Source organism: Nonomuraea sp. NPDC050394 (assembly GCF_044459065.1).
Taxonomy (GTDB): domain Bacteria; phylum Actinomycetota; class Actinomycetes; order Streptosporangiales; family Streptosporangiaceae; genus Nonomuraea.
In genome coordinates, this window is record NZ_JBITIO010000002.1 from 1012977 (window position 1) to 1038527 (window position 25551).

A 25551-nucleotide genomic window follows, 5' to 3' on the forward strand; every position below is an offset into this window, starting at 1 on the left:
GACGTGACGTCCCTCACCGTCCGGAAAGGCCGCACCGCCCACGCGCGCAACCTCACCCTCGCCCTGGCGGTGCTGGCGGCCGTCTGCGCGGCGAGCATCGCGCTTGGCTCGGCCGAGCTCACCCCCTCCGCCCTCATCGACGCGCTGCTGCGCCGCGAGGGCGCGGAGGGGGTGACCGCGATCTGGGAGTTGCGGGTACCGCGCACACTCGTGGGGCTGGGGGTGGGGGCGGCGCTCGGCCTGGCCGGCGCGATCATGCAGTCCCTGACCCGCAACCCGCTCGCCGACCCGGGCATCCTCGGCGTCAACGCGGGCGCGGCCACGGGCGTGGCGCTCTCCTTCGCCGTCTTCGGGCTGACCGACCTGCGGGGTTCGGTGTGGTTCGCCTTCGCGGGCGCCGCGGGTGCCACCGTGCTGGTGTACACGCTGGGTTCGCGCGGGTACGGCGGCGCCACTCCGATCCGCCTGGCCCTGGTCGGCACCGCCGCCGACGCCGCGCTCCTGTCGATCGTCTGGGCGGTGCTGCTGCTCGACTCCGACACGCTGCACCGCTACCGGTTCTGGTCGGTGGGCTCGCTGGCCGCGGTCGACTCCGCCGCCCTGGGCCAGATCTGGATGTTCCTGGTGGCGGGGGCGGTGTTCGCGCTGGCGCTCGGGCCCGCGCTCAACGCGCTGGCGCTGGGCGAGGACGCGGCCCGCGCGCTCGGCGTCCACGTCGGGCGGGCACGCCTGCTGGCGGTGGCCGCGGTGACGCTGCTGTGCGGGGCCGCGACCGCCGCGGTGGGCCCGATCTTCTTCCTCGGCCTGGCGGTCCCGCACATCGTGCGCGCGCTGATCGGTCCGGACCAGCGGTGGCTGCTGCCGTACTCGATGGTGATCGCGCCGTCGCTGCTGCTGGCCTGCGACGTCCTCGGCCGGATCATCGTACGGCCGGCCGAGCTGGAGGCCGGGATCATCACGGCGTTCGCCGGCGCCCCGGTGCTGATCGCACTGCTGCGCGGCAGGAGGCGGGTGGGCGAGCTGTGACCAGGACCATGACGGAACGCCCGGTCAAGCGGTTCAGGATGCGCGCGGGCGGCTGGTCGTATCTGCTGCCGCTGCGCGCGGCCGTGGTGACCTGCGCGCTGGTCGTGGTCACGCTCGCGATCGGCGTGGTCAGCCTGGGCAGTGGCGACTACCCGCTCTCTCCCGCGCAGGTCGTCGCGGCGCTGACGGGCGACGGCGGCGCGGCCGGGCAGTTCGTGGTGATGCGGCTGCGGCTGCCCCGGCTGCTGGTGGCGCTCGGGGTCGGGGCGGCGCTGGCGGTGGGCGGGGCGGTTCTGCAGACGCTGACCCGTAACGCGCTGGGCAGCCCGGACATCATCGGCCTGGACCGGGGGGCCGCGACGGGCGCGCTGCTCGGCATCCTGGTGCTCGGCGGCGGCTCGGCGGCGATCGCCGGTTCCGCGGTGGCGGGCGGGGCGATCGCGCTGGTGGCGGTCTACCTGCTGGCCTTCCGCGGCGGGCTGCGCGGCGCCCGGTTCGTGCTGGTCGGGGTGTGCGTGGCGGCGATGCTCGGCGCGGTCAACGCCTACCTCATCACCCGGGCCGATCTCTGGTCGGCCAACCAGGCGGCCACGTGGCTGGTCGGCAGCGTCGCCGGGAGCCGCTGGGGTCACGTGGCGGCGATCTGGATCGCGTGCGGGGTGCTGCTGCCCGTGCTGGCCGCCATGTCCTCGCGGCTGCGGCTGCTGGAGATGGGCGACGAGGTCGCCGTCGCGCTGGGCGTGCGCGCCGAGCCGGCCCGGCTGGCGGCGCTGGCCTGCGCGAGCACGTTGACCTGCGTGGCCATCGCGACGGCCGGGCCGATCCTGTTCGTGGCGCTGACCGCGCCGCAACTGGCCCGGCGGCTGACCGGGGTGGCGGGGCCGCCGATCTGGGCGAGCGCCGCGATGGGGGCGCTGCTGATGGTGGTCAGCGACCTGGCGGCCCAGCGGCTGTTCGGCCAGGCCCAGTTGCCGACCGGGGTGGTCACGGGCGCGATCGGCGGCGGCTACCTGCTGTGGATGCTGGGCCGCCGCCGTACCGCCTGAGGTCACAGGGGCTTGAACGCCGACAACTGCTCGTTCAGCTTGTCCAGCCAGGCGGCCTGGCGCTGGTAGCTGTAGGGGGTTTCCACCACCCAGGGGACCACCTGGCCGGCCTTGACCGCCGGGATCTGGGCGAAGGTGGCCTTCTTCTTCATGTCCTCCAGCGTCAGCCACTGGCTGCGCGCGTCGTAGAGGACGACGTCGGCCTCGTACTTGGCCGCCTGCTCCCAGCTCAGCGTCTCGTACAGCGGGTCGTCGCCAGCGCCCTTCTCCATGGCGAGGCCGAGGGAGGCCAGGTAGGTGAGGTCGGTGTAGCCGCCCGCCCCGGCCCTGGCCACCCAGAACTGGTCGGGGCCGCCGGCGACCGCGAGGACCTTCAGTCCCTTCTGCGCGGTCTTGGTCACCTTCTCCGAGGCCTCGTCGAAGGCCTTCTTGCCCTGGGCGAGGGCGGGCGCGGCGGGGTCGGCGCCCAGCGAGAGGGCGAGTTCCTCGAAGCGGGCCAGGACCTTCTTCAGGTCGGTGCCCTTGACGGTCTCGATCGCGACCATCGGGGCCAGGGCCTCGATGTCGCCCATCTGCTTCTCCGGCACGTACCAGACCAGGTCGTTGAACTTGGTGGTCACCAGCAGCTCGGGCTGGAGCGAGGCGTACTTCTCCACGTTGAACTCGCCGTAGCCGGTGCCGATCGAGGTCGCCTTGGCCAGGTCGACGTCCCCGGCGAGCGGGTCCTTGGAGCCGTTCTTGAGCGTGGTGGAGCCGAACAGGCCGATCGACGGGACGCCGAAGTCCCACAGGGCCGCGGCCGCGCCCACGTAGGCGACGATCCGATTGGGGGCGGCGGGCGCCTCCGCCTTCTTGCCCCGGTCGTCGGTGAACGACCATGGCCCCGCCGTACTCGCCGCCTTGGACGCCGCGCCGGCGGGAGCGGCCGGCGGCCCGCCGCGGCCGGCGGTGCCGCACGCGGCGGCGAGGGCTCCGAGTGTGAGGAGGGAACCGCCGCGGAGGGCCTGACGACGAGTGATGCCGGATGCCATGAAACTACCCTTCTCAGAAGTTAGGTAAGGCTTCCCTTTTTTAGGGTAATCTAACGTCATCTTGACCGTCTGGGGAGACTCGTGCGCCTGGGACACGTGGTCATCGACATCACTCCGCTACGGACCGGCCGCGACTTCCGCTATGTCTTCGCGGCCCGGATGGTCTCCCTCCTCGGCATCGGTGTGACCGGTGTGGCGCTGGCCATGCAGGTGTACGCGATGACCGGTTCGTCACTCCACGTCAGCCTGATCAGCCTGTCACTGGGCGGGCCGTTGCTCGCCGGCACGCTCGCAGGCGGCGTGCTCGCCGACCGGATGGACCGGCGGCTGCTCATCGTGGGGTCACGGGCGGGGGCGGCGGCGGGGTTCGCGGTGCTCGCGGTCAACGCCTTCCTGCCCGAGCCGCGGCTCGGGGTGATCTACCTGAGCGCCGGGCTGATCGGGCTGGCCGACGGGCTCAGCGAGACCGCCCTCATGGCCGCCGTGCCCGCGCTCGTCGGCCGGGACAAGCTCGCCGCCGCCGAGGCGCTCACCTCCATCACCACGCAGGTCGGGACCATCGCCGGGCCGTCGCTGGGCGGTCTTCTGGTCGCCGGGCCCGGATACGTCGCCTGTTACACGCTCACCTGCGCCACCACCGTCGTGACGACCGTGCTGCTGTGGATGCTGCGCCCGCTGCGGCCCGACGGGGGCGGGCAGGCCCATCCGCTGCGGTCGATCGCGGAAGGGATGCGCTTCGCCCGGCGTGACCCGGTGATCGCCGGGGTGATACTGCTCGATCTCAGCGGGACGCTGATGGCCACGCCGTACGCGCTGTTTCCCGCGTTCGTGGCGGCGCACTACGGCGGCGACGCGGCCACGGCCGGGCTGCTCTACAGCGCCCCCGCGGCGGGAGCGCTGCTCGCGGCGCTGGCCGGCGGCTGGATCGGCCGGGTACGCCGTCCCGGGCGCGTGCTGATCGGCGCGGTGGCGCTGTGGGGGCTGGCGGTGGCCGGGTTCGGCGCCAGCGCGTGGCTGCCGGTGGGCCTGCCGCTGGCGCTGGCGTTCCTCGCGCTGTCCGGAGCCGGGCAGGTGGTCTCCGAGGTGCTGGCCGGTGCGCTCATCCAGTCACGTACGCCCGACCGGCTGCTCGGGCGGGTGTCGAGCCTGTGGCTGACCGAGGCGACCGTCGGCCCGGCCCTGGGCAACGTGGTCGCCGGCGGCCTGGCCCGCCTCGCGCCGCCGGGCGGGGCGGCGGTGATCGGCGGGCTGGCCTGCGTGGCCGGGGTGGCCACGCTCGCCGTGGCCATCCCCTCCCTGCGCCGCACCCGCCCGCTGCCCGCCAACTGACTTCAGGCCCCGGGACAGGATGGCAAAACGGGTACGTCAATCCATGGCGCGGATGAGGCTGGCCGGGCGCATGTCCGTCCAGCTCTCCTCCACGTACTCCAGGCAGGCGTCGCGGCCCGCCGGGCCGTACGCCTGGGTCCACCCGGCGGGGGCGGGCAGGCGCTGCGGCCACAGGGCGTGCTGGTTCTCGTCGTTGACGAGGACCAGGTACACGCCGTCGGCGTCCTCGAACGGGTTGGTCATCGCAGTCTCTCCTTCATGATCGCGGCGATCCGGGCGAGGGGCTCCGGGTCGGCCAGTTCGTAGTGCTCGCAGTCGATCTCGTGCTCGTCGATGGCGCCGGTGACGAAGGGGCGCCAGCGGGCGGCGTCCAGCGTGGTACCGGCCTTGTCGGCGGTCGCGGTGACGAACAGCAGGTCACCCTCGAACACCGGGTGCGCGCCCGGCCGGATGAGGTCCTCGGCGTTCACCGCGACGTCGATCATGGCGCCGACCGTGGCCTCGTCGAGCTCCGCCAGCAGCCCGCCGCGCCTCCTGAGCGTGGCGACGACCTCGCGCCGGCCGACACGCCGGTCGGGCTCGGGCAGCCCGGCGATGCGCAGCAGGAAGCGCAGCGCGTCCTGCTCATTGTCGCCGGTCTCCGGCTCTTCGCCAGGGCCCAGCGGGTAGGAGTCGAGCATGGCGAGGAGGTCGACGTGCTCGCCGCGCCGTACCAGCTCGGCGGCCATCGCGTGGGCGACGACCCCGCCGAACGACCAGCCCATCAGGCGGTAGGGGCCGCTGGGCTGGACCTCGCGGATCCGCTCGACGTAGTCGGCCGCCATGGCCTCAAGCGTCCCGGGCAGCGGGTACGGCCCCGCCGGCCCACGTGCCTGCACCCCGTAGACGGGGCCGTCCATGAGCCCGGCCAGCCCCATGAAGCACCAGGCCAGCCCGAACAGCGGATGCACGCAGAACAGCGGCGGCCCGTCCCCGCCCGTCCGGATCGGCAGCAGCCCGTCGAGCGCCCCGCTCTCCCGGGGTCCGGGGGCGGCGAGCCTGGCGGCCAGAGCGGCCGGGGTGGGGGCCTCGAACAGGTCCCGGATCGTGACCGGGGTGCCGAGTTCGGCGCGGATCCGGTTGACGAGCCTGGCGGCCAGTAGCGAGTGGCCGCCGAGCTCGAAGAAGTTCGCCTCGTGGCCGGGAAGGGCGCCGCCGCGGTCTCCGTGAAGTGCGGCGGCGAACAGTCCGGCCAGCCGTTCCGCCACGGCCGGATCATGCTCGCCGGACGCGAGCACGTCCGGGCGGCCGACGCCGGGCGGGCGCTCGCCGGGAGCCGGCTCCGGAGGGGCGAAGGCGGGCGGGCGGGCGCCGGGAGCCGCGTCCGGAGGGGCGGAGGCGGGCGGGCGCTCGCCGGAGGGAGGGGCGTCCGGGCGGGCGAAGGACGGAGGGTCGGGCAGGAGGGCCGACAGGCGGGCGGCCGGGTCGGCGGCGGCACTGGTCAGCAGGGCGGCCAGGGCGCCGGCGAGCGCCTCGGCACGCTGCCGGGTGAACAGGTCGGTCCGGTACTCGATCACCCCGGAGCCGTCCTCCCCCACGGCGACGGCCAGGTCGAACTTGGCCGTGCCCGTCCCCGCGCCGGTGGGCCGGACGTCCAGGCCGGGCAGCGGTTCGAGCGGCGGTTGTGCCGTGTGGTGGGCGATCATGACCTGGAAGAGCGGGTGCCAGGCGAGTGTCCTGGCCGGTGCGGTTTCGCGGACGACCCGGTCGAAGGGGAGGTCGGCGTGCTCCAGCGCGGCGAGGTCGGTCTCCCGGACCCGTTCCAGGAGTTCCAGGAAGGTCGGGTCGCCGCCGGTGTCGGCCCGCAACACCACCGTGTTCACGAAAAATCCGACCAAATCCGCCAACGCCTCGTCCGACCGGCCCGCCACCGGCGTACCCAGCGAAATGTCCGTCCCCGACCCCAGCCGGGTCAGCAACGCCGCCACCGCCGCGTGCACCACCATGAACGGCGTCACACCGCTCGCCCGCGCCAGCCCGAGCAGGCCGTCCGCGTCGACGCCGAAGGCGACCGAGTCCCCTTCCGGCGAGGCGACGGGCGGGCGCGGCAGGTCGTGGGGCAACGGCAGGCGGTCCGGGGCCCCGTCGAGCGCGGCCCGCCAGAAGGCGAGCTGCCGCGCGGCGAGCTCGGTGGGGGCGTCCTCGTCGCCGAGCAGGTCGCGCTGCCACAGCGTGTAGTCGGCGTACTGCGCCGCGAGCGGCCCGGCGTCCGGCGCCCGCCCCCGCAGCCGCGCCGCGTAGGCGGCGGACAGATCCGCCCACAGCGGGCCGACGGACCACTCGTCGCTGGCGATGTGGTGCAGCACCAGCAGCAGCTCGTGCTCGTCGCCGCCCACCGCCCGCGCCCACACCCGGATCGGCAGCTCGGCCGCCAGGTCGAAGGGCAGCTCGGGCTCGCCTTCCCCGTCGCGCACGACCAGCCTCCGCCGTGCCTCGCCGGAGTCCAGAATCAGCTGGTACGGCTCGCCGTCCCGCTCCCCGATCAGCGTCCGGAGCGCCTCGTGCCTGGCCACGACGTCCCCGAGCGCCGCCCGCAGGACGTCGTGGTCCAGCGGCCCGCGTACCCGGACCGCGAACGGCACGTTGTAGGTGGCCGTGGCGCCTTCCAGTTCCTGAAGGAACCACAGCCGCCGCTGTGCCGCCGACAGCGGGACGACGTCCGGCCGTTCCGCCCGGACCACCGGCGGCCTGCCGTGGTCCTGACCGGCGCCGGACGCGTGCCGGGCCAGGGCCGCGACCGTGGGAGCCTCGAAGACCGTCCTGACCGTGGTGGCGGTGCCGAACTCGGCGGCCACGCGCCCGGCCAGGCGTACGGCCAGCAGGGAGTGGCCGCCCAGGTGGAAGAAGTCGTCCAGCGCGCCCACCTCGGGCACGGCGAGCACGCCGGCGAAGATCTCCGCCATCCGGGTCTCGACCGGCCCCCGCGGCTCCCGGCGCAGCGCCGTGGCCGCACGGCGGACGGCCACGGAGCGCGCCGGCGAGACGGAGCCACGCGACATGCCCGGCTCTCCCGGGGGGAGGTCCAGTTCGGCCAGGCGCCGGCCGGGTTCCGCCGCCACCTGCTCCAGCAGTGCGGCCAGCGCCGCGGCCAGGGCGTCGCCGGGCAGTCCTTCCCGGTACTCGACCAGCACGTCGAGTCCCTCGGCCGTCTCGGTGAAGGCGAAGGCGAGGTCGAACTTGGCCTCCTGCTCAGTGTCCGGTTCCTCCACGGCGAGCGCGGTCTCCGGGGCGTGCCGGTAGGCGATCATGACCTGGAAGAGCGGGTGCCTGCCCGGCGCGCGCTCGGGGTTGACGGCCTCGACCACCAGGTCGAACGGCACGTCGGCATGGTCGAAGGCGGCCAGATCGCTCTCCCGCACCCGTTCCAGCAGCTCCAGGAACGATGGATCTCCGTCGAGGTCGGCCCGCAACACCACCGTATTCACGAAAAATCCGACCAAATCCGCCAACGCCTCGTCCGACCGGCCCGCCACCGGCGTGCCCAGCGGGATGTCCGTCCCGGAACCGAGCCGCGCCAGCAACGCCGCCACCGCCGCGTGCACCACCATGAACGTGGTCACACCCGCCCGGCGCGCCAGCCCCCGAAGCCCGTCAGCGGCGAGGCGGAAGCCCACCGACCCACCGGCGCCGGTCCCGCGGGGCAACACGATCTCCTCGGGCATCCCGTCCAGCGCCCGCCGCCAGAACGCGAGACCACGTCCCAGCGCCCCGTCCGGGTCGCGGGGCTCACCGAGCGCCCGCCGTTCCCAGAGGGCGTAGTCCGCGTACTGCACGGGCAGCGGCGCGAACTCCGGCTCACGCCCGGCCAGCCGCGCCTCATAGGCCGACGACAGGTCGCGCAGCAGCGGCCCCATCGACCACTCGTCGGCGGCGATGTGGTGCAGCACCAGCAGCACCTCACCGCCGGCGGGGAAGAAGGCCCGGATCGGCAGCTCGGCGGCCAGGTCGAAGGGCGCGCCGGGATCCCCCTCGCCCACGGCGAACCGCCGTAGCGCCTCCTCCACCTCCAGGACCACCTGGTACGGCTCGCCGTCCCGCTCCCCGATCACCGTCCGCAGCACCTCGTGCCTGATCACCAGGTCCCGCAGTGCCTCCAGCGCGGCCGGGGCGTCGCCCAGCCGTACCCGGATCGGAATGTTGTAGGCCGTCGAGGCCCCTTCCATCCGTTGCAGGAACCACAACCGCCGCTGGGCCGACGACAACGGCACCGGTGACGGCCGGGTGGCGGGCACGAGCGCGGGGCGGGCGCCCGCGGTGCCGGGGTGCTGGAGCGTGGCGGCCAGCGCGGCGGGCGTGGAGGCGCCGAACAGCGTCCCCAGGGGCACCTCGGTGCCGAAGCGGGCGCGGATCCTGGCGGCCAGCCGTACCGCGAGCAGGGAGTGGCCGCCCAGGTGGAAGAAGTCGTCGTCGATGCCCACGCGCGCCGGCCCGAGCAGGTCGGCGAAGATCTCGCACAGCGCCCGCTCGGTGGCCGTGCGCGGAGCGCGCGCGGCCACGGCGGCGCCGCCGGACGGGGCCGGCAGGGCCTTGCGGTCCACCTTGCCGTTGACCATGAGCGGGAGCGCGGGCAGCGTGACGTAGGCGGCGGGGACCATGTGGGCGGGCAGCCGCGCGGCCACGTGGGCCCGCAGTTCCGCCGCATCGTCCCGGGCGCCGGTGACGTAGGCGACCAGGCGGGTGTCGCCGGGGGCGTACTCGTGCGCGGCGACGACGGCCTCGCGTACGCCGGGGCAGGACAGCAGGGCCGACTCCACCTCGCCCGGCTCGATGCGGAACCCGCGGATCTTGATCTGGCCGTCGGCCCGTCCGCCGAACTCCACGGCCCCGTCGTGCCGCCACCGGGCCAGGTCGCCGGTGCGGTACATGCGCTCGCCCGGCTTGCCGAACGGGTCGGGAACGAACCGCTCGGACGTCAGACCCGGCCGGTCGAGATACCCGCGGGCGAGACCGGCTCCGCCCACGTACAGCTCGCCGGTGACGCCGGGAGGCACCGGGCGCAGCCGCCCGTCCAGGATGTAGACGCGTTTGCCCACGTCGGGATGGCCGATGGGGACGCTGGTCAGGTTCTCCAGGTCGCCGGCGGCCTCCCAGAGCGTGGAGTTGACCATGGCCTCGGTGGGCCCGTAGGCGTCGAAGAGGCGGTGGCGGCCCGTCCAGCGGCGGACGAGTTCGGGGGTCACGGTCTCGGTGCCGACCAGCAGCGTCGAGCCCTCGGGCAGCAGGCAGTCTCCGGGCAGCGCCGACAGCAGCGCGGGCGGCAGGGCCAGGTGGGTGACGCGCCGGTCGTTGACGTAGCCGGTCAGCTCGGGCCCGGCCACGCGCCGCTCCGCGGGCACGACGACCAGCGTGGCGCCGGTGCACAACGACATGGTCATCTCCCAGAACGCCACGTCGAAGCTGATCGAGGCGAACTGCAGGACCCGGCTGCCGGGCCCGACGCCGAAGCGTTCGACGGCGGTGGCGACGAGCTGCCGCACACCCGCGTGCTCCAGGACGACGCCCTTGGGCCGCCCGGTGGAGCCCGAGGTGAAGATCACGTACGCGGGGTTGAGCGGCAGCGGCGGCACGGGCGTGCCGGACTCGTCGTCGCCGGGATGGACGACGGGCACGGGCCCCTCGGGCAGGCTGTCCGGGGTGGCCAGCACCAGCACGGGATCGGCGTCCCGGAGCATCATGGCGATCCGCTCGGCCGGATAGGCCGTGTCGATCGGCAGGTACGCGGCTCCCGCCTTGGCGATGGCCAGCACGCCGGCGACCTGGCCGATCCCGCGGGGCAGCGCGAGCGCGACCACGCGTTCCGGTCCCGCGCCCCGGGCGGCCAGCGTGCCGGCGAGCCGGTCGGTGAGCGCGTCGAGCTCGGCGTAGGTGAGCGACTCCTCCTCGCAGACGACGGCGACGGCGTCCGGGGTGGCGGCGGCCTGGGCGCGGAACAGCTCGGGCACGGTGGCGGGCGGGCCGTCGGCGGCCTCGCCGTCCCCCGCGGCCAGCACCTCGCGCAGTTCGCCGTCGGACATGAGCTCCAGGTCGCCGAGCCGGGTGGCGGGCTCGGCGGCGACCTGGGCGAGCAGCCTGGTGAGGTATCCGGCCAGGCGGCGCACGGTGTCCTCGCGGAACAGCCCGGTGCGGTACTCGATCAGCCCGGCCAGGCCGTCGGCCGTCTCGGTGAAGGCGAAGGTGAGCGGGAACTTGGCGCTCGCGTGACCGACCGGCTCCTCGGTGACCGTGATCCCGGGCAGGCGCAGCCGCGCGGGCCGGCCGCTCTGGTGGGCGACCATGACCTGGAACAGGTCCCTGCCGGAGGCGTTGACCGCCTCCACCACCTGGTCGAAGGGGGTGTCGGCGTGGTCGAACGCGGCCAGGTCGGCCTGCCGTACCCGCTGCAGGAGGTCGAGGAAGGAGGGGTCGCCGTCGAGGTCGGCCCGCAGCACCACCGTGTTCACGAAGAATCCGACCAGGTCCGTCAGGGCCTCGTCCGAGCGGCCCGCCACCGGCGTGCCCAGCGGGATGTCGGTGCCGGCGCCGAGCCTGGCCAGCAGCGCCGCCACCGCGGCGTGCGTCACCATGAAGGCGGTGGCACCGGCCCGCCGCGCCAGGGCGGCCAGCCCGTCGCGTACCCCGGCGGGCACCGCGAACTCCACCGTGCCGCCCCGGTGGTCGCCGGCACGCGGCCGGTCGGTGGGCAGTTCGACGCGGTCGGGCAGCCCGGCCAGCGTCCGCGTCCAGAAGTCCAGGTCGACGGGGCGGCCGGCCTGCCAGAGCGCGTAGTCGGCGTACTGCACCGGCAGCGGCGCGAAGTCCGGCTCGTTTCCCTCCAGCCGCGCCGCGTAGGCGAGCGAGAGATCGTCCAGCAGCGGCCCCATCGACCATTCGTCACCGGCGATGTGGTGCAGCACCAGCAGCAGGACGTGCTCGTCGGGCCCGTCGGCGCGCAGCCATGCCCGGATCGGCAGCTCGCCGGCCAGGTCGAAGGCATGGCCGGGATCGCCCGCCCCGTCGAGCACCGCGAGCGGCGCCCGCGCCGCGTCGAGTATCACCTGGTACGGCAGGCCGTCCTCTTCGCCGACCAGCGTGCGCAGCGCCTCGTGCCTGGCCACCACGTCGCCCAGCGCCTCCCGCAGCGCCCCGGCCCGCAGCGGCCCGCGCAGGCGTAGCGAGATCGGGATGTTGTAGGTGTCGGACGGCCCTTCCAGCCGGTGCAGGAACCACAAGCGGCGCTGCGCGTGCGACAGCGGCACCCGCTCCGGCCTGACCATGGGCACCGGCCCGGGGTCGCGGGCCGTGACGAGCCGCCCGGCCAGCCCGGCGGCGGTCGGATGCCGGAAGACCTCCCGCAGGGCGACCTCGGCGCCGAGCGCCGCCCTGATCCGGCTCACCAGCTTGACCGCGAGCAGCGAGTGGCCGCCGAGCCGGAAGAAGTCGTCGTGCGCGCCGACGTGCGGCACGTCGAGCACCTCGGCGAACAACCGGGAGAGGGTCCGTGCCTCAGGGGTGTCCGGCGGCTCGGCGCCGTCGGGGGCGGGCGCGGGGGCCGCGGCGGAGTCCATGGCCGGGACCGCGAGTTCGCCGATCGGCCGATCGGGTGCGGCCACGACCTGCTCCAGCACGTTCGCCAGCCGCTCGGCCAGCCCGTGGGCGGTGGCGGCGTCGAACACGTCGGCGCGGTACTCGATCTGCCCGGCCAGTCCGTCGCCGGTCTCGGTGAAGGCGAAGGTGAGGTCGAACTTGGCGACGTCCAGCCCGATGTCCCGGGCGGTGGTCCCGGCGGCGTGCTGGTAGGCGATCATGACCTGGAACAGCGGGGGCCGTCCCGGGGCACGTTCCGGTCTGACGGCCTCGACGACCAGGTCGAACGGCACGTCGGCATGGTCGAAGGCGGCGAGGTCGGTCTCCCGGACCCGTTCCAGGAGTTCCAGGAAGGTCGGGTCGCCACTGGTGTCGGCCCGCAACACCACCGTATTCACGAAAAATCCGACCAAATCCGCCAACGCCTCGTCCGACCGGCCCGCCACCGGCGTACCCAGCGGAATGTCCGTCCCCGACCCCAGCCGGGTCAGCAACGCCACCACCGCCGCATGCACGACCATGAACGGCGTCACGCCACTGCGCCGCGCCAGCGCGTCCAGGCCGTCCACGTCGAGGCGGACGTCCACGCTCGCGCCCCGCCACGACATCTCCGCGGGCCAGGGCCGGTCCACCGGCAGGTCGATCGCCGCCGGCGCGCCGTCGAGCGCGTGCCGCCAGTAGGCGAGCTGCCTCGCGAGGGGGCTGGCCGGGTCGTCGTCCGCGCCCAGCCAGCGCCGCTGCCACAGCGCGTAGTCGGCGTACTGCACCGGCAGCGGCGCGAACTCCGGCTCGCCTCCGGCCAGCCGCGCCGCGTACGCGAGCGACAGATCATCCAGCAGCGGGCGCATCGACCATTCGTCCCCGGCGATGTGGTGCAGCACCAGCAGCAGCCGCCGCCCGTCCGTCCAGGCCCGGATCGGCAGGTCCGCCGCCAGGTCGAAGGGCGCCGCGGGGTCGCCCTCCCCGTCCAGCACCACGAGCCGCCGCCGTGCCTCCTCCACTCCCAGGATCACCTGGTACGGCTCGCCGTCCGCCTGCCCGATCACCGTGCGCAGCGCCTCGTGCCTGGCCACGACGTCGCCGAGCGCCGCCCGCATGGGGCCGGACTCGATCGGGTCGTCCAGCGTCAGGGTCGCCGGCATGGCGTAGGTGGCCGACGGGCCTTCCAGCTGCTGCTGGAACCACAGGCGGCGCTGGGCGTGCGACGGCGGCAGCCGTTCGGGACGATCCCGCGCGACCAGGGCGGGACGCTCTCCCGACGGCCCCAGCCTGCCCGCGAGCCCGGCCACGGTCGGCGCGTCGAACACCGCGCGCACCCGCACCGTGGCGCCCAGCTCGGCCCGGATCCTGCCGGCCAGGCGGGCCGCCAGCAGGGAGTGCCCGCCCAGCGCGAAGAAGTCGTCCTCGACCCCGACCCGATCGAGGCCGAGCACGTCGGCGAACAGCTCGCACAGCCGCCGCTCGACGGCGTCCCTCGGCTCGCGTCCCGCCGCCGTCCCGGACCCGCCGGGCGCCGGGAGCGCCTGCCGGTCCACCTTGCCGTTGGGCAGCAGGGGCAGCCCGTCCAGGACCACGAAGGCGGCGGGCACCATGTACGCGGGCAGCCGCGTCTCCAGATAGCCGCGCAGCTCCCGCTCGTCCACGCCGTCGCCGGCGGGCACCGCGTAGGCCACGAGGCGGCGCTCGCCCGGCCGGTCCTGCCGGGCCGTCACCAGGGCGTGGGCCAGCCTGGGGTGCCCGGCCAGGACGGACTCCACCTCGCCCGGCTCCACCCGGAACCCGCGGATCTTCACCTGGTCGTCGGCCCGTCCGGCGAACTCCAGCACGCCGTCCTCCCGCCAGCGGGCCAGGTCGCCCGTGCGGTACATGCGCTCACCGCCCGGCCCGAACGGGCAGGGCACGAAGCGCTCCGCGGTGAGCCCGGACCGGCCGAGGTAACCGCGGGCCAGCCCGGCGCCCGCCACGTACAACTCGCCGGTCACCCCGGCGGGCACCGGCCGCAGCCCGGCGTCGAGCACGTACACGCGGTGACCGGCGACGGGCGCGGCGGTGCCGTCCTCACGCCGCTGGTAGGCGTCGACCGCGCACTCGGTCGGGCCGTAGAGGTCCCGGGCGACGAGGCCGGGGGTCGCGCGCAGGCGGCGCCAGAGCGGCTCGGCGACGGCCTCGCCGCCGACGGCCACCACGGCGGGCCGGTGGCGTCCCTCTCCGAACACCCCGGCGGCCAGCAGCGGCGGCAGGTAGGAGGGGGTGACGTCGAGGTAGTCGAGGCGGGCGCGCGCGGTGTAGGCGGCCAGCAGTTCGGGGTCCTGGCAGGTCTCCTCGTCCAGGACGTGCAGTTCGTGACCGGCCAGCATCCACAGCAGCGGGTCGAGGGAGGCGTCGAACGAGAACGACGCCGCGTGCCCCACCCGCAACCGCCGCCCGCCCACCGCCGCCTCGGCGCGGGCGATGGCGTCGCCGCGGTGCGACTCCAGCAGGTTGGCGACGGCGGCGTTCGGCACGCTCACGCCCTTGGGCTTCCCGGTGGAGCCGGAGGTGTAGATGACGTAGGCCGGATGCGCGGGCAGGCACGGCCGGACGGGCGTCACCGGCTCCTGGGCATGGCCGGCGGCGAGGTCCGGCGGGTCGGTGAGAACCAGGGCGGGGCGGGCGTCGGACAGCATGTGGGCCAGGCGGCCGGCGGGGTAGCGCGGGTCGAGCGGCAGGTACGCGGCGCCCGCCTGCCAGACGCCCAGCACGGCCGCGACCATCCCGATGCCGCGTGGCAGCTGGAGGGCGACCACGTCCTCGGCGCCGATGCCGCGGGCGGCCAGCGTCCGGGCCAGCCGGTTGGCGGCGGCGTCCAGCTCGGCGAAGGTGAGGGCGGCGCCGTCCGGTCCTACGGCCGCGACCGCGCCGGGCGTGGCCCGGACCTGGGCGCTGAACGCCTCGGCGAGCGTCATCGGCGGGGCGGCCGGGCGGGTGCCCGCCCAGGTGGTGAGGATCGTGGCGCGTTCGGCGCCGGGGAGGATGTCCAGTTCGCCCACGGGCTGCCCGGGATCGGCGGCCATCCGGGTCAGGACCTGGACGAGGTAGCCCATGATCCGTTCGATCGCCGCGGCCTCGAAGGCTCCTTCGCGGTAGGACAGCTCCACGCGCAGCCGTTCGCCGGGCCGCACGCAGACCGTCAGCGGATAGTGCGTCGCGTCGCGCTCGGAGGCGCCCGCGACCACGAGTCCCTTGGCGCCGCCCAGCCCGCCGGCCGGATGGTTCTCGAACAGCAGCAACGTGTCGAACAGCCCGCCCGCCTGGATCTCGGCGAGGCTCACGTGGAACAGCCCGTTCAGCGCCGCCTGCCCGGCCCTGAGCCCGGACAGCTGCTCGCCGACCGGGACGTCCGGCCGCAGCCGTACCCGGACCGGCACCGTGTTGATGAACAGTCCCGCCATCCGGTCCACGCCGGGCAGCTCGGGCGGGCGCCCGGAGACGGTGGTGCCGAACACCACGTCGTCGCGGCCGGTCAGCCTGCCCAGAACGAGCGCCCAGGCGGTCTGCGCGACCATGTTCAACGTGCCCGCCCGTTCGCGGGCCAGCGCGCCGAGCCGTGCGGTCAGGTCCGCGGGCAGCTCGCTGACCACCTCCCGCACGGCCCCTCCGCTCCTGCCCCCCGCGAGGTGGGTGGGGCCGGGCAGGCCGTCCAGATGCTCGCGCCAGGCCGTGATCGCCGCCTGCCGGTCCTGCGCGGCCAGCCAGGTCAGATAGTCGCGGTACGGCACGGCCGCCGGTGGCTCGGCGCCGCCGTACAGGTCGATGAGCTCGCGCAGCAGCAGGTTCAGGGACCAGCCGTCGAGCAGCAGGTGGTGGTTGGTGACCAGCAGGCGGTGCCGTTCGGGCGCCAGCCGCAGCAGGACGAAGCGCAGCAGCGGCGGCTCGGTCAGGTCGAAGCGCGCGGCCCGCTCACGGGCGCTGACCAGCTCCGCCTCCGACTCCGGCCGCCCGGTCAGGTCCTCCTCGCGCCACGGCACGGCGGCCGTGGTGGCGATCACCTGGACGGGCTCGCCGTTCCTGCGGTGGGTGAAGGCGGCGCGCAGGTTGTCGTGCCTGCGCACCAGCTCCTCGGCCGCCTCCCGCAGCGCGGCGGCGTCGAGCGGGCCGCGCAGGTCGAGCGTGGTGTGCACGACGTACGGGTCGGCCTCGTCGCCGAGGGCGTGGAAGAGCAGGCCTTCCTGCAGAGGGGTCAGTGGCCAGACGTCCTGGACACGGCTCAACGGAGCATCTCCTCGAAGTCGTGAAGTTCGTCCTGGCCGAGGGCGACCAGGGGTTGCGGACGGGCCAGCGCGCCGAGCGCGGCGAACCAGCTCGCGGCCAGTTCGCGCACCGCCCGCTCGTCCATGGACGCCCAGGTGAACGTGGCGTCCAGGCGCGGGCCGGCGGGCGTCTCCACCACGGCGGCGTCGATCGTCAGCTCGTGGGCGGGCCGCAGGCCCTCGTCGGCGGCGTCGGCCAGCGCGCCGGGCTCGGGGATCATGGCCCAGTCGGCGGCGGACTCGGTGAAGCGGCCCAGGTAGTTGACGCAGACCGCGGGGTGCGGCAGGCCGTCCAGCTCGGGGGAACGGTTCAGGTGGCGCAGGATGCCGTACCCGATGCCCTTGCGCGGCACGCCGGCCAGTTGCTCGGTGACCCGCGCCAGCGTACGGCCCGCCGTGGGCCCGCCCGCGACAAGGTCGTCCCAGCCGGGGCGGCCCGGGTCGAGCCGGACCGGGAACATGCTGGTGAACCAGCCGACGGTGCGTGAGAGGTCGGCGTGCTCGCCCTCACGCCCATGCCCCTCCAGCTCCAGCAGGACGGGCCCGCCGTCCCCGGCCCGCGCGAGCGCTGCCGCGAGGCCGGTGAGCAGGAGCTCGGCGGTGCCCGTCCGCCCCAGATCGGCCTCCAGCGTGAGCGTCAGCCGCCCCGCGCTCGCGCGCGTGCCGGGTCCGTCCGGTGCCGTACCGGTCAGTGTCGTGATCCAGTGGGGCAGTTCCTCCGCGCGGCCGTGCTCGGGCAGAGCTGTGGCCCAGCGCCGGAAGGACGCCGACCTGGGCAGGGTCGCGCCGTCGTAGGCGCGGGCGAGGTCTTCCGCCAGAATGCGCCAGGAGACGCCGTCGATCACCAGGTGGTGGGCGACCAGGCGCAGGACGCGTGCCCGCGGCGACCAGACGGCCTGGAGCATCACGCCCTCCCGAGGCGCCAGCTGCTTCCTTGCCGCCTCCCCTTCTTCGGCCAGGTCGCCCATCTCCGCGGCCGGGTCGTCCGCGCGGCGCAGGATCGTGGCCGCCTGGACGGTTCCGGGTGGCGGTACCTCCAGGTGGTCGTCCACCAGGCGGGCGCGCAGCAGGTCGTGGTGGTCGAGGACGGTCTGCAGGGCCGCGGTGAGGCGGGCGGCGTCCACGTCGGCGGGCAGGCGAAGCGCCACCGACTGGCTGAACCCGTCGATGGGCCCGCCGCGCTCCAGCAGCCGTCGCATGATCGGGGTGGCAGGGACGATGCCGAGAGCCCGCTCGGGAGGTTCTTCGACGACGCCCGCACGGGCCGCGGCGGCCAGCGCGCGTACGGTGCCGAGCTCCAGCACCTGACCGGCCGTCAGCACCAGGTTCTCCAGGCGGGCCCGGCCGACCAGGCTCAGCGCCAGGATGCTGTCCCCGCCCAGCCGGAAGAAGTCGTCACCGGCGCCCACCTCGGGCAGCCCGAGCACCTCGGCGAAGAGCCCGGCCAGCGTGCGCTCGGCCGCGGTGGCGGGGGCTTCGCCGCCGGTCTCGCGTTCGGGCTCGGGCAGGGCGGCGCGGTCGAGCTTGCCGTTCACGGTCACGGGCAGCTCCGCCATGGCGACGAACGCCGCCGGCACGAGGTGGGCGGGCAGCCGCTCCGCCAAGAACTCCCGCCAAAGCTCGATATTTCCCGAAGAACCGGTCTCCGGGACCACATAGGCGACCAGCTGTACGCCACCGGGGGCCGGGCGGGCGACCACGGCGGCGTGCCGCACATCCGGGCACCCGGCCAGCACCGTGGCGATCTCGCCAGGTTCCACCCGGAATCCCCGGATCTTCACCTGATCGTCGGCCCGCCCCAGGTACTCGATCGCGCCGTCGGCCCGCAGCCGCGCCAGGTCACCGGTGCGGTACATGCGGCCGGGCCCGTACGGGTCGGGCACGAACCGTTCGGCCGTCAGCCCCGGGCGTCCCAGGTAGCCGCGGGCCAGCTGGACACCGGCGATGTACAGCTCACCTTCCGAGCCTTCGGCGGCCGGGCGCAGGTCGGGGCCGAGGATGCGGATCGTGGTGTTCCACACGGGCCGCCCGATCGGCACCGGGCCCGCCGAACCCGGGCGGCAGGCCCACGAAGTGACGTCCACCGCCGCCTCCGTGGGCCCGTACAGGTTGTGCAGCCGGTCGCCGAGCACCCGGTGGAATCCGGCCGCCAGGTCGGCGGGCAGTTCCTCGCCGCTGCAGACCACCCGCCGCAGCGAGACGCACTCCCCCGCCCCCGGCTCGGCCAGGAACGCCCGCAGCATGGACGGCACGAAGTGCACCGTGGTGATCCGCTCGCGCCGGATGAGCTCCACCAGGTACGCCGGATCGCGATGCCCGCCGGGATCGGCCAGGACCAGCGCGGCCCCGGCGATCAGCGGCCAGAAGAACTCCCACACCGACACGTCGAAGCTGGAGGGCGTCTTCTGCAGGACGCGGTCGTCCGGCTTCAGCCCGTACTCGTCCTGCATCCAGAGCAGCCGGTTGACGATCGCCTCGTGCGTGATCACCGTGCCCTTGGGCCGCCCGGTCGAGCCGGAGGTGTAGATCACGTAGGCGGGGTTGCGGGGGTCCGTCCGCACGCCGGGCGCCGCCGTACCGGCGGAAAGGTCCACGTCCGAGGGGCGCAGCGTCAGGACGGGGCGGGCGTCGGCGAGCATGAACTCCACCCGGGGCGCCGGATACTCCGGATCCACCGGCAGATACGCGGCGCCCGTCTTCAGCACGGCCACCAGCGCCACCACGAGTTCGAGCGAGCGCGGCAGCGACACCGCGACGATCCGCTCCGGCCCCGCTCCGCGCTCCGCCAGCCGCGCGGCCAGCGTGCTCGCCGCCCGGTCCAGCTCGGCGTAGGTGAGCGAGGCGGACCCGTGACGCACGGCCTCCGTACCGGGAGCGGCCGCGATCCGGCTCTCGATGAGTTCGAGCAGCGAGCCGGTCACCGGGCTGGCTCCTCCACCTCGGACCGGGCGTGGGCGCGCAGCGAGCGCAGGATCTCCCCCGCCCGCACGGCCGTGGTCGACAGCAGCGTGGAGGTGATGCCGTGCGTGTGCTCGGTCGCGCCCTGCAGGTAGATGCCGCAGCGCAGCTCGGGCGCGGTCTCCACGCGGTGGTCGCGGCCGACCCTGAGGCCGCCGTCCTCCTCGCGCAGGCAGTACTCGCCCGCCGCGCCGAGCAGGTCCAGCGGGTCGGTCGGCCGGTAGCCGGTGGCGTACACGACGGCGTCGGCGCGCAGCGTCTCGGCCTCGCCCGTGACCAGGGACCGCACGCCGACCGACACCCCGGAACGGTGGGTCTCCAGCCCGGCGGCCCGGCACATGTTCAGGATCCGCAGGCGCGGGCGGCCGGCGACCTTCTCCTGGTAGATGCGCCGGTAGAGCTCCTGCAGCAGGTCGAGGTCGACGACGGAGTAGTTCGTGTTGCCGTGGTAGTCCAGCAGCATGCGCTTGACGTCGCCGGGCGCCTCGAAGAAGTGGTCGACGGCGGCCGGGTCGAAGATCGCGTTGGCGAAGGGGCTGTCGTCGGCGGGGCTGTAGCCGTACCGGGAGAAGACCGCGCAGATCTCGGCGGAGGGGAAGCGGCTGTGCAGGTGCTCCACGACCTCGGCCGCGCTCTGCCCGGCCCCCACCACCACGAACCTGCGCGGGTACGGCTCGGCGAAGCCCTCCAGCCGGCTCAGCAGTTCCTGGCTGTGCCAGACCCGGTCACCGGAGATGACGCCTTCGGGCAGGACCGGCCGCAGCCCGGCGGCGATGGCGACGCCGCGCGCGCGGTGGGTGACCAGTTCGCCGTCGGCCCGGCTGACGATGTCGAGGCAGTGCGCGACGCCGTCGCGGACGACCGGGTCGACGGTGATGACCTCGGTCCCGTAGCGGGCGACGTGCTCGAAGCGGCCGGCCACCCACTCCAGGTAGTCGTGGAACTCGAGCCGGGTCGGGTACATGGTCTTCTGGTTGATGAACTCGGCCAGCCTGCCCTTGTCGTGCAGGTAACCGACGAAGCTGTGGGGGCTGGCCGGGTTGCGCATCGTGACCAGGTCCTTCAGGAACGACACCTGCATGGTGGCGCCGTCGATGAGCATGCCGCGGTGCCAGCCGAAGGACTCCTGCTTCTCCAGGAAGATCGCGTCGAGGCCCGCGCCCTCCGGCTCGTTCAGGGCGATGGCCAGGGCCAGGTTGGAGGGGCCGAAACCGATCCCCACCAGGTCGTGGACCGAGTTCACCATGTGGGGAGATCCCCCTCGTCGCGCGGGCGGACCATGAGAGCGGCGATCTTGTGCGGCATCGTGACCTCGCCGGCGCGGCGGAACCCGGCGGCGGTGAAGGCGCGGATGGAGGCCGTGTTGAGGATGTTCGGCTCGGCGACCACGCGGGTGCACGAGTCGTCCGCGGCGAGCAGGCCGTCGGCGACGGTACGCAGCAGGTCGCGGCCGAGGCCCCTGCCGATGTTGCCCGGGGCGCCGATGGCGACGTGCACGCCGAGGTCGCCGGGGCGGTGGGGGTAGAGCGGGGCGAGGCGGTCGCGCGCGACCCGGTAGATCTCCAGGTAGGCGACCGGCTCGCCGCCGAGGTGGGCCAGGCAGGGGCGGGAGTGATCGCCGCCGAGCTGCCTGCCGAGTTCCGCGTTCCAGCGCTCGAGCGGCCAGGCCTGGTCCCAGGCGGTGGCCACGTGCGGCTCGTTCATCCACGTGTGGACGATCTCGGCGTCACCCGCTTGTGGATCCACCGGGGTGACCTGCCATCTGACGCCCGACACGGGCAGCGGCGGCGGCCCTATGAGGTCCTTCAGCACGCTTACCACTCCAAAGATTAGGCTCGCCTTACCAAACTTAGGCAAGGCAAGCCTAAATAAACATCAGTTGCGAAGCCTGTCAACGACGGAAAAATCACGTGTGAAGGCCCTAGACAGGCCATATCCCACCTGACATGGACAATCGCCCTCGCGGGGGCCGTTAAGGCCGCGTTTCGGTCCGTCCGGAACATGCGGGCGGCGCCGCCGGGGTCTCCGGGCGGCGCCGCCGTACATCTGAGTGATCATGCGCGGACGAGAGCGTCCTCGTAGACCCGCAGGAGTTCCTGTCCGATGCGTTCCCACGAGTAGCGGGAGCGGACGCGGTCGGCGCCCGCGTAGCCGAGCGCGGTGCGCAGCGTGATGTCCGTCAGCAGCGTGCGGGCCAGCCGCGCCGTACGGGCGGGGCGGTCCGGCGGGACCAGCATGCCGGTGACGCCGTCCACCACCGAGTCGAGGTGGGCGCCGACGGCCGAGGCGATCACGGGGACGCCGCAGGCCATGGCCTCCAGCGCGACGACGCCGCTGGGCACCTCGCGCGGCAGCGTGACCACCGCGTCGGCGCTGCGCATCAGGCGCGGCACCTGTGCGCGCGGCACCCGGCCGAGCAGGCGTACGCGGTCGCCGACCCCCAGGTTGGCGGCCAGGTCGGTCAGGCGGCGCGCCTCGCGGTCGGTGTCCAGGTCGGCGGGGTCGGGGCCGCCGGCGATGACGAGTTCGACGTCGGGGATCGCGCTCAGCGCGCGCACGGCGGTGTGGGCGCCCATGCCGGGCGTGAGCGAGCCGACGTGCAGGATGCGCTTGCGGGTGCCGCGGGCGGCGACCGCGCCCAGGCGGCGGAACCTGCTCACGTCCACGCCCGCGGGGATCACCGCGATGCTGCGGCGTGGCACGCCCAGCCGGATCAGCGCCGACTCCTCGTCGCCGGAGCCGGCGATGACGGCGCTGGCGCGGCGGCCGAGCGCCTGCTCCAGCTTCAGATGGGTCGTCCCGGACGGGTGGAGCGTCTGCGTCACCGGCACGCCCAGCCCTTCGGAACCGGCCACGGCGGCCAGGCCCGTCGTCCAGGAGTGGGCGTGGATGACGTCGGGCCGCTCGGCGCTCCACTTGCGCATCAGGTAGCGGCCGAGCTCGGGCAGATAGGAGACCACGTCGTCGGCGGGCAGGTCACGGGCCGGCCCGGCGTCGATGTGCTCAATGGTGACGCCCTGCGTGAGCCGGGTGCGCTGCTTGGGCTCGGCGCTGGTGCGGCGGGAGTAGATGGTGACCCGGTGGTCGTGTCCGAGCTCACGGGCGGCGGCGAGAAGATAACGACGCTGGTTGCCGGTGGTCGAAGCGACAATGGCGATATTCATGGCACACCTCAGCAAATGGCGCTTTCAAGGTGTGCCTGCGTCTTAGGCACGCGATCTACGCCCCTATGTTTACCCTGTTTCGCCCCGATCGCAAACCTATGCAGGTCGGAAGGCCAGAATCACGATCTCGTCCCACACCCGGCCGCCGGAGAAGGCGTGCCGGTCGTCCTCGATCGCCTTGGCCAGCGTCGCGGGCGGGCGGCCCGCGTGCCGGCCGAGCACGTCGGCCAGCCGTTCCTCCCCGTACGGCTCGCCGCGCTCGTTCCTGGAGGAGACCAGCCCGTCGGAGTAGAGCACCAGCGTCTGCCCCGAGGCCATCGTCAGCTCCTCGCTCGCGGTCTCGGCCACCGGCGCGATGCCCAGCGGCACCCCGCCCCCCGAGACGAAGCGGACCGCGCCGTCGGCCGAGACCAGCGCCGCCGGATGGTGACCCGCCGAGGACAGGGTCAGGCGGCGGCCGTTCACGAAGCCGGCCAGCGCCATCACGAACATCCCGCCGCCCTGCGCCACCATGGCCTCGTTGACCCGCCTGACCACTTGGTCGGGGTCCTTCTCCCACACGCTGAGCACACGCAGGCCGCCCTTGACCATGGCGCTGACCGACGCGGCCTCCTCGCCCTTGCCCGCCGCGCCGCCGAGCGCGAAGCCCCAGCCGGTGGAGACCGGGAAGACGTCGTAGAACTCGGCGCCGACCGACGCGCCCTGATGGTAGATCGCCGCCGCCTCGAAGCCGGGCGTCTCGGGAATCGTGCGCGGCACCACGCTCGCGGTGAGCGCGTCGGCCGCCCGCGAACTGCTCTGGAAGCTGCGCTGGGCGCGCACGGCCAGCCCGAGCTGGACGCCGACCTGCTCCATCAGGCCGAGGTCGCCGAGCGTGAACGGTGCCCGGTTGTGGGTCCTGACCAGCGTCAGCGCCCCCTCCCCCGGGCCGATCGGCACGCACATCACCGACACGGCGCCCATCGCGGTCAGCAGCGGACCGCCGGCGTGGGAGCCGAGCACGTCCTCGTCGTCGACCATCTCGTGCAGGACGCCGGTCGCCTGCTCCATCACCTGGGCCACCAGCCGACCGGCCAGCGGGTCGGCACGTTCCACCAGGCGGGCCAGCTCGCCGACGGGCTCGTCCTTGGGCGCGAGCACCGTGGTACGGCGGGCCACGCCGTCGCGGACGACGTCGGCGATCACCCAGTCGGCCCAGTCGGCGGCCAGCAGCCTGGCGGCGCGGGCCAGGGCGACCGGGCGGCGCAGGCTCTCCTCGTCCAGCAGGATGCGGGCCATCCCGGCCAGCAGTTCCTGCCGGTGGGCCGCGGCCATGAGCAGGGCGGCGTCGGGGTGGGAGGCGGCGGGGGTGGCGGCGCCGTACCCCTGAATCTGGAGCTCGGTGGGCAGCGCGACGGCGGCGACCAGCGGCTGCGGCTCGCCCGGCAGGGTGAGCCTGGTGAGCACGAGCTGGACGGTGTGCGTGCGGCCCTGGTGGCTCAGACGTGTCTCGAACGTGGCAGACTGCCCGGTCTGGAGCACGGAGGTCAGATGCGAGCGGAACGCCGCCCGGCGCGAGGTCTCCACCAGCAGCGGGAACGAGCGTCCCACCAGGTAGCCGTCGGGGCTGCCGAGCACCCGGGAGGTTTCGGCGTTGATCCGCCTGATCACCGCGCCACCGTCGAGGACGAACACCGGGACGGGGAAGGCGCGCAGCACCTGGCGCAGGAGCTTGAGCTCACGCTGCGCGCCGCTTTTGGAGCCCTGTTTGGGCGTCCGGCGGAGTTGTTCGCGGGCCTCGGCGAGCAGTTCGAGGGCGGTGTCGAGCTCGGCGAGGGCGGCGTCCAGTGTCTCACCCGCCTGATCGGGGTAGGCGGTCCTGGCCGTGCGGAGGGACGACACCCGCTCCGTCAGCGAGTCGAGGGCACGTTCGAGCGGGGTCGTCATGACGCTGACGCTACGCCATCAGGGATTAAGACGGCCATACAGGGAAGGTTCCCACACGTTATGGACACCATGGTGCTGGCCCGCGAGCTTGCGACTCTCGGGCGTCTGGACAACGAGAACTCGACCGAGAGCGTCCTGCGGGGGCTGACCAACGCCGTCGCGGCGGGGGTGCCCGGCTGCTCCGGCGGCTCGGCCGAGCAGTGGCAGGGCGAGCGCGTGCTCGTCGCCAGCTCCCACAGCGAGCTGATCAGCCTCGTCGAGGGCGAGCGGGAGCTCGGCGTGGGCCCGAGCGTCGAGGCGCGGCGCACCGGCAGCCCGGTCAGCGCCCCCGACCTGCTGCGCGAGCCCCGCTGGCCGGAGTACGCGGGGCTGGCGGTCGGCTGGGGGGTGCGCTCGGTGCTGGCCCTGCCCATCAGGGTCGACCCGGTGCTGCTGGTGGTCGTCCTCTACGCGGTACGGCCCGGCGTCCTGCCCGGCCACGACGCCCACGCCCTGGCCGGCATGCTGACCGAGCAGGTCGGCGTGGCCATGGCGAACCTGTGGGACTTCGAGCAGGTGCGCACCGACGCCGCGCAGATGCAGGAGGCGCTGGCCGGCCGGGCGATCATCGACCAGGCCAAGGGGATCATCATGAAGACGAGCGGCTGCTCGGCCGAGGCCGCGTTCGAGGAGCTGCGCCGTATCTCCCAGCACCACCAGATCAAGGTCGCCGACCTCGCCAAACTGCTGGTGGAGGAGCACAGCAGCAGCAACAAGGGCTAGGCGAGGGCGCGCTTGGCTTCATCCAGCGTGTCGTAGAGCGGCAGCCGGCTGGCCAGCCCGGTGATCCACATCACCTTCGCGGTGCTGTACTGCACGCCGATCAGCGCGAAGCGGGAACCGGCCTCAAGGCTGGTCTGCCACTGGTGAACGATCAGACCCAGCGCGCGCGAGTCCATGAACGTGACGCCGGACAGGTCCAGGACGAGGTCGGGGCCGGCGGCCGACAGGTAGTCGGCGAACTGATCGCGCGTGGTGGCGTCGAGGACGCCGTCCACCCGGATCACCGTCAGCCCGTCCTGGGGCGAGGACGTCAGGGTCAGTGTCACGAGGCAACCATACTGTCACCCAAGAAGGGTGGAATACTTCCGGCGAAAGTGGGGATACTGATCCTCGAAGTCCAGCAGAGGGCTTCCGTCTG

General features: G+C 74.0%; 13 protein-coding genes. 4 read left to right on the forward strand and 9 right to left on the reverse strand.

Annotated elements, in window-relative coordinates; genetic code table 11:
- Positions 1-3: 3 nt before the first annotated feature.
- Both ACIBKY_RS12700 and ACIBKY_RS12705 read left to right on the forward strand, forming a co-directional pair.
- The gene (locus tag ACIBKY_RS12700; RefSeq protein ID WP_397096792.1) at positions 4-1026 is read left to right on the forward strand and encodes a FecCD family ABC transporter permease; all 1023 of its coding nucleotides are present in this window, start codon (positions 4-6) and stop codon (positions 1024-1026) included.
- Entirely contained in the window at positions 1023-2072 is a 1050-nt protein-coding gene (locus tag ACIBKY_RS12705) for a FecCD family ABC transporter permease (RefSeq protein ID WP_397096793.1), read from the forward strand. The genes ACIBKY_RS12700 and ACIBKY_RS12705 overlap by 4 nt, the downstream gene beginning before the upstream one ends.
- Positions 2073-2074: 2 nt before the next feature.
- On the opposite strand, the gene ACIBKY_RS12710 is transcribed toward ACIBKY_RS12705, so the two are convergent.
- On the reverse strand, positions 2075-3103 hold the full coding sequence (locus ACIBKY_RS12710; protein WP_397096794.1) for an ABC transporter substrate-binding protein: 1029 nt from the start codon (positions 3101-3103) through the stop codon (positions 2075-2077).
- A gap of 81 nt (positions 3104-3184) precedes the next feature.
- Here ACIBKY_RS12710 and entS point away from each other — a divergent pair, with 81 nt between their 5' ends.
- Complete coding sequence (gene entS, locus ACIBKY_RS12715) at positions 3185-4432, forward strand: enterobactin transporter EntS (RefSeq protein WP_397096795.1); 1248 nt, start codon at positions 3185-3187, stop codon at positions 4430-4432.
- 36 nt (positions 4433-4468) lie between these two features.
- Here entS and ACIBKY_RS12720 read toward each other — a convergent pair whose 3' ends face one another.
- The 7 genes from ACIBKY_RS12720 to ACIBKY_RS12750 all read right to left on the reverse strand — a co-directional run bounded on the left by ACIBKY_RS12720 (position 4469) and on the right by ACIBKY_RS12750 (position 24371).
- The gene (locus ACIBKY_RS12720) at positions 4469-4675 is read right to left on the reverse strand and encodes an MbtH family protein (RefSeq protein WP_397096796.1); all 207 of its coding nucleotides are present in this window, start codon (positions 4673-4675) and stop codon (positions 4469-4471) included.
- Positions 4672-16284: an amino acid adenylation domain-containing protein gene (locus ACIBKY_RS12725; RefSeq protein WP_397096797.1), complete on the reverse strand. Its 11613-nt coding sequence runs from the start codon at positions 16282-16284 to the stop codon at positions 4672-4674. The genes ACIBKY_RS12720 and ACIBKY_RS12725 overlap by 4 nt, the downstream gene beginning before the upstream one ends.
- Positions 16281-19244: an amino acid adenylation domain-containing protein gene (locus ACIBKY_RS12730; RefSeq protein WP_397096798.1), complete on the reverse strand. Its 2964-nt coding sequence runs from the start codon at positions 19242-19244 to the stop codon at positions 16281-16283. Before ACIBKY_RS12730 ends, ACIBKY_RS12725 begins: the two co-directional genes overlap by 4 nt.
- Positions 19241-20527 (reverse strand): lysine N(6)-hydroxylase/L-ornithine N(5)-oxygenase family protein, encoded by a 1287-nt coding sequence (locus ACIBKY_RS12735; protein ID WP_397096799.1) that lies wholly within the window; start codon positions 20525-20527, stop codon positions 19241-19243. The genes ACIBKY_RS12730 and ACIBKY_RS12735 overlap by 4 nt, the downstream gene beginning before the upstream one ends.
- A complete protein-coding gene (locus ACIBKY_RS12740) occupies positions 20521-21093 on the reverse strand; it encodes a GNAT family N-acetyltransferase (RefSeq protein WP_397096800.1) in 573 nt (190 codons plus the stop codon). Before ACIBKY_RS12740 ends, ACIBKY_RS12735 begins: the two co-directional genes overlap by 7 nt.
- A gap of 242 nt (positions 21094-21335) precedes the next feature.
- Complete coding sequence (locus ACIBKY_RS12745) at positions 21336-22445, reverse strand: glycosyltransferase (RefSeq protein WP_397096801.1); 1110 nt, start codon at positions 22443-22445, stop codon at positions 21336-21338.
- Between the two features lie 96 nt (positions 22446-22541).
- Positions 22542-24371, reverse strand: a complete 1830-nt coding sequence (locus ACIBKY_RS12750; protein ID WP_397096802.1) for a SpoIIE family protein phosphatase — start codon at positions 24369-24371, stop codon at positions 22542-22544.
- Between the two features lie 60 nt (positions 24372-24431).
- Between ACIBKY_RS12750 and ACIBKY_RS12755 the strand changes: the two genes are divergently transcribed.
- The gene (locus ACIBKY_RS12755) at positions 24432-25133 is read left to right on the forward strand and encodes an ANTAR domain-containing response regulator (protein ID WP_397096803.1); all 702 of its coding nucleotides are present in this window, start codon (positions 24432-24434) and stop codon (positions 25131-25133) included.
- On the opposite strand, the gene ACIBKY_RS12760 is transcribed toward ACIBKY_RS12755, so the two are convergent.
- Positions 25130-25459, reverse strand: coding sequence for an anti-sigma factor antagonist (locus ACIBKY_RS12760; protein WP_397096804.1), 330 nt, complete (start codon positions 25457-25459; stop codon positions 25130-25132). The genes ACIBKY_RS12755 and ACIBKY_RS12760 overlap by 4 nt on opposite strands.
- Positions 25460-25551: the final 92 nt, after the last annotated feature.

Coding starts and splice junctions, on each gene's coding strand:
- ACIBKY_RS12710 (WP_397096794.1), bottom strand. CDS start 3,103: ATGGCATCCGGCATCACTCGTCGTCAGGCCCTCCGCGGCGGTTCCCTC.
- ACIBKY_RS12720 (WP_397096796.1), bottom strand. CDS start 4,675: ATGACCAACCCGTTCGAGGACGCCGACGGCGTGTACCTGGTCCTCGTC.
- ACIBKY_RS12735 (WP_397096799.1), bottom strand. CDS start 20,527: ATGGTGAACTCGGTCCACGACCTGGTGGGGATCGGTTTCGGCCCCTCC.
- ACIBKY_RS12745 (WP_397096801.1), bottom strand. CDS start 22,445: ATGAATATCGCCATTGTCGCTTCGACCACCGGCAACCAGCGTCGTTAT.
- ACIBKY_RS12750 (WP_397096802.1), bottom strand. CDS start 24,371: ATGACGACCCCGCTCGAACGTGCCCTCGACTCGCTGACGGAGCGGGTG.
- ACIBKY_RS12755 (WP_397096803.1), top strand. CDS start 24,432: ATGGACACCATGGTGCTGGCCCGCGAGCTTGCGACTCTCGGGCGTCTG.